Raw genomic sequence first — 4,252 nt, forward strand, 5'->3', positions numbered from 1 at the left:
TGGAGGTATCCCCGGATTTTCAGCAGCTGGCGATACTGCAGAAAAAATAAACCTTGAAGCTACTTCTTTGACCCGACGTCCCAAAAACGGCATCCTTCAGGAGTCAGGAGTCAGGAGTCAGGAGTCAGGAGTCAGGAGTCAGGAGTCAGGAGTCCGTCCCTAACCCGTATCCACTATTTAAATTTCAAGATTAATTTTTTGGCACAGAGTGTAGAAATACATAGTCTGCCAGCAGCCCAGCAGCCCAGCAGCCCAGCAGCCCAGCAGCCCAGCAGCCCAGCAGCCCAGCAGCCCAGCAGCCCAGCAGCCAGTGACTATGGCACTCAGAGCAGAAACAGGCTCAACAGGAAAACCATCGTAATGCCCGTGACTCCGGCTACAGCTGAACCCACCGTCTGCAGGCGATAGGCCTGGGAGACATCCATCCCTGAAAATTGGCTGACCACCCAAAAATAGCTGTCGTTGGCATGGGAAACAGTCATTGCCCCCGCCCCGATAGCGAGCGTCACCAGGACGGGACCGAGTCCCCCTGCCATTCCGGCCTCTGGCAATAGCGGCAGCATGATAGAAGCACTGGTAATGATGGCTACCGTCGACGACCCCTGCGCCGTCTTAAGCGCAGCGGCAATCAGAAACGGGAGGAAGATGCCAATATTCCATTCTGCCAGCAACTGACCGAGAAAACTACCGATCTCCGTAGCCCGGAGTACACTTCCGAAGGCTCCGCCCGCGCCCGTAATCAGGATGATCGTCCCGGCGCTTTTAAGTCCCTCCCCCACCCATTTGCCATAGACTCTGGGCCCCCGCCGATCCCGGTGTATGGTCCGGAACGCCAGAAAAACCCCCAGGATAAGCGCCGTATTCGGATCGCCCAGGAAATGAATGGCCGTCGATGCCCATCCTTCCCCCAGCGGGGCGGAGGGCAGGGCGGCGACCGAGCCCAGGGCAATGAGCAGCATCGGGACCAAAATAGGGAGTAAAGCCGTAACGGCAGCAGGTTGATGGGCTCTTGAAACGGGCTGTTCCGCGGTTGTATCCTCCCCCTCCCCGCTGCTGTTGTCTGAGGTTACCGGTTCGTCCGGATCGATATAGATTTGTCTGCCGATATAAGTGGCAAATAAATACGTCACGAAAATCACGGGGATGGTCACGGCTATCCCCAGGAGAATGACTGAGCCGATATCGGCCTCCAGGGTTCCGGCCGCGGCGATGGGGCCGGGTGTCGGCGGGATAAAGACATGCGTGGTATAGAGTCCCATGCTCAGTGCGACGGCAAAAGTGGCGAGAGACTGTTTGGTTTCCGAAGCAAGTGAGCGGTTCAGCGGAGAAAGAATGACGAAACCCGAATCGCAGAAGACCGGGATGGAAACAATGGCTCCGGTGAGGCTCATCGCCAGGGCCGATCGCGCCTTGCCGATGCCTCGTATTACCAGCTCGGCTATCACCTTTGTACTTCCGCTCTTTTCCAGCAGCGATCCGATGATCGTGCCCGCGGCAATGACAATGCCGATAGCCCCCAGCGTGCCGCCAAAACCATCGGTAATAGCTGTAACGGTCTCAGAACCCGGCAGCCCGGAAAAAAGACCAACCCCGTAGGCCGCCAGCAGCAGCGCCAGAAAGGGATGCAGTTTCCACCGGGACGTACTTACGACAATAAAGAGGATTGCTGTAATCAACAGTGCCGACAAGAGATATCCGTACATAGTTGTTTTATTTAATTAAATGGCCACTGTTTTTATTAATACACTTATCAACCAAAGCGCACCATCCTGCCGGATCGGTGTTTTTTAATCCCATCCCTGTAGGCTTTTAGCCGAGTCACTATTATAACAAATTTTGATAAAAGCGCAACCGGCGGTTACATTTTAGGATCAGGCATAAATCCCGTACCTTTCAGCCAGTAATAAACCAATCCCCTAACCCCGCCTGTAACCTTTTACTTTTCATGAGAAATGACGATATAATACAGAGTATCCGCTATATGCTGGATCTGGATGATATTACAATTGCCCATATCCTGAAGCTGAGAGACTACGAACCCAAGCGGGGAGAGGTGGCAGCTATTTTCGAGCCGGAGGATGAAAAGGATAGCGACAGCAGTGATGAGCTGATGGCGTATTTTCTCGACGGACTTATTTACTACAGGCGGGGAAAAAGCAAGGATCACCCGCCGCGGCCCATTAAAACACCCGTTACCAATAATATGGTGCTGAAGAAGATGAGGGTGGCCTTTAAACTCCGGGAAAAAGACATGCACGACATTTTGGAGCGGGCCGGATTTTCTCTTTCCAAGCATGAGATGAGCGCGCTGTTTCGCCGCGAGGGACACAAAAACTACCGGCAATGCGGGGATCAGGTATTGCGCTACTTTTTGAAAGGACTGACATTGAGAATTAGGAATTAGGAATTGGGAACTTTTTTTAATTGTCTTTACCTATTCAATTCAACGGGTTGAAAATAGTGCTTAATGGCTTCTTGGCAGATCTTTTTAATTCCCAATTCCTAATTTTTAATTCTTAATTTAAAAACGCAGTGAGTGATCAAAAAGTTATTTTTTCGATGGTTGGGGTCAGCAAGGTTTATAAACCCAACAATTATGTGCTTAAAGACATCTACCTTTCCTTTTTTTACGGAGCAAAGATCGGCGTGCTCGGCAACAACGGCTCCGGCAAAAGTACGCTGCTGAATATTATTGCGGGCAATGACGAGGACTACCTGGGCGAAGTATCGCGCAATAAAGGCATTTCTTTCGAAATGCTGCCCCAGGAGCCCAAACTGGATTCCGATAAAACGGTCAAGGAGATCGTGCAGGAAGGGGTACAGGACCAAATCGACCTGCTGGCTGAATACGAGGAAGTGAATGCCGCCTTCGGAGATCCCGATGCCGATTTTGAGAAGCTGATCGCAAGGCAGGAGAAACTGCAGGAAAAGATCGAACAGCTCGGGGCCTGGGAGCTCGACAGCAAACTCGAGCAGGCGATGGATGCACTGCGCACCCCGCCGGGCGAGACCCCGGTTGAAGTCCTCTCCGGTGGTGAGGCCCGCCGCGTGGCGCTCTGCCGCATCTTACTGAAAAAGCCGGACGTACTGCTCCTGGATGAGCCGACGAACCACCTGGACGCCGAATCGGTGGCCTGGCTGGAGCAGCACCTGGCCCGGTATGAAGGGACAGTCATCGCCGTTACCCACGACCGCTATTTCCTGGATAACGTAGCGGGATGGATTCTGGAACTCGATCGCGGCGAGGGCATCCCCTTTGAAGGCAACTACAGCTCATGGCTGCAGCAGAAGAAAAAGCGTCTGGAACAGGAGGAAAAAAAAGTATCCAGGCGACAAAGGACCCTGCAGAAAGAACTCGAATGGATTCAGCAAAACCCAAAAGGCAAGCGGTCGAAGAGCAAAGCGCGTATTAATCAGTACGAAGAACTGCTGTCGGAAGAGCGCAAAAAACAGCGCGAGGACATGGAAATCTTCATTCCGGCCGGACCGAGGCTCGGTGATAAAGTGATTGAGGCCCATAAGGTATCCAAAGGCTACGACGACCGGCTGCTAATTGAGGAAATGAACTTCAGCCTGCCGCCGGGCGGTATTGTGGGCGTCATCGGTCCCAATGGGGCCGGTAAGTCAACGCTCTTTAAGATGATCACTGGCGAAGAGGAACCCGACAACGGGACTATTGAAATCGGTGAAAGTGTGGAGCTTGGATATGTAAATCAAAAGCGTCCGCTGGACCCTGACAAGACCATCTGGGAGGAAATTTCGGATGGCAGGGAGATCGTCAAGTTGGGCAATCGCGAAATCAATTCGCGGGCGTATACGGCCCGTTTTAACTTCAGCGGGACCGATCAGCAGAAGCGGTGCAGCGAAATTTCGGGTGGAGAACGCAACCGGGTGCACCTGGCCAAGATGCTGAAGCAGGAGGCGAATGTACTGCTGCTCGATGAGCCTACAAACGATCTGGATGTCCATACCCTCCGCGCCCTGGAAGAGGCCCTGCTGGATTTTGCGGGCTGTGCCGTCGTTATTTCCCACGACCGCTGGTTCCTGGATCGCATTGCCACCCATATGCTTGCTTTTGAGGGCAACAGCCAGGTATACTGGTTTCACGGAAACTATTCGGAATATGAAGAAAATCGTGAACAACGACTCGGCTCCAGGTATCATCCCGAACGCGTGCAGTATAAAAAGTTGATGCGGGACTGAGTGGGCAGGATTTATAAATTATAAATTATAAACCTGAGTTCAAATAGTA

At 52.5% G+C, this 4,252-nt stretch carries 3 protein-coding genes; 2 read left to right on the forward strand and 1 reads right to left on the reverse strand.

Going from position 1 to position 4,252, the window contains the following annotated elements; all coding sequences use genetic code 11:
* Positions 1-323: 323 nt before the first annotated feature.
* Positions 324-1,703, reverse strand: a complete 1,380-nt coding sequence (locus ACESLU_RS12265; protein ID WP_372638935.1) for a GntP family permease — start codon at positions 1,701-1,703, stop codon at positions 324-326.
* Positions 1,704-1,945: 242 nt separating this feature from the next.
* Here ACESLU_RS12265 and ACESLU_RS12270 point away from each other — a divergent pair, with 242 nt between their 5' ends.
* On the forward strand, positions 1,946-2,404 hold the full coding sequence (locus ACESLU_RS12270; RefSeq protein ID WP_372638936.1) for a DUF1456 family protein: 459 nt from the start codon (positions 1,946-1,948) through the stop codon (positions 2,402-2,404).
* Positions 2,405-2,532: 128 nt separating this feature from the next.
* The gene (gene ettA, locus ACESLU_RS12275; protein ID WP_372638937.1) at positions 2,533-4,203 is read left to right on the forward strand and encodes an energy-dependent translational throttle protein EttA; all 1,671 of its coding nucleotides are present in this window, start codon (positions 2,533-2,535) and stop codon (positions 4,201-4,203) included.
* The last annotated feature ends 49 nt before the right edge of the window (positions 4,204-4,252 follow it).

The sequence above is a fragment of the Fodinibius sp. genome (assembly GCF_041642155.1).
Taxonomy (GTDB): domain Bacteria; phylum Bacteroidota; class Rhodothermia; order Balneolales; family Balneolaceae; genus Fodinibius.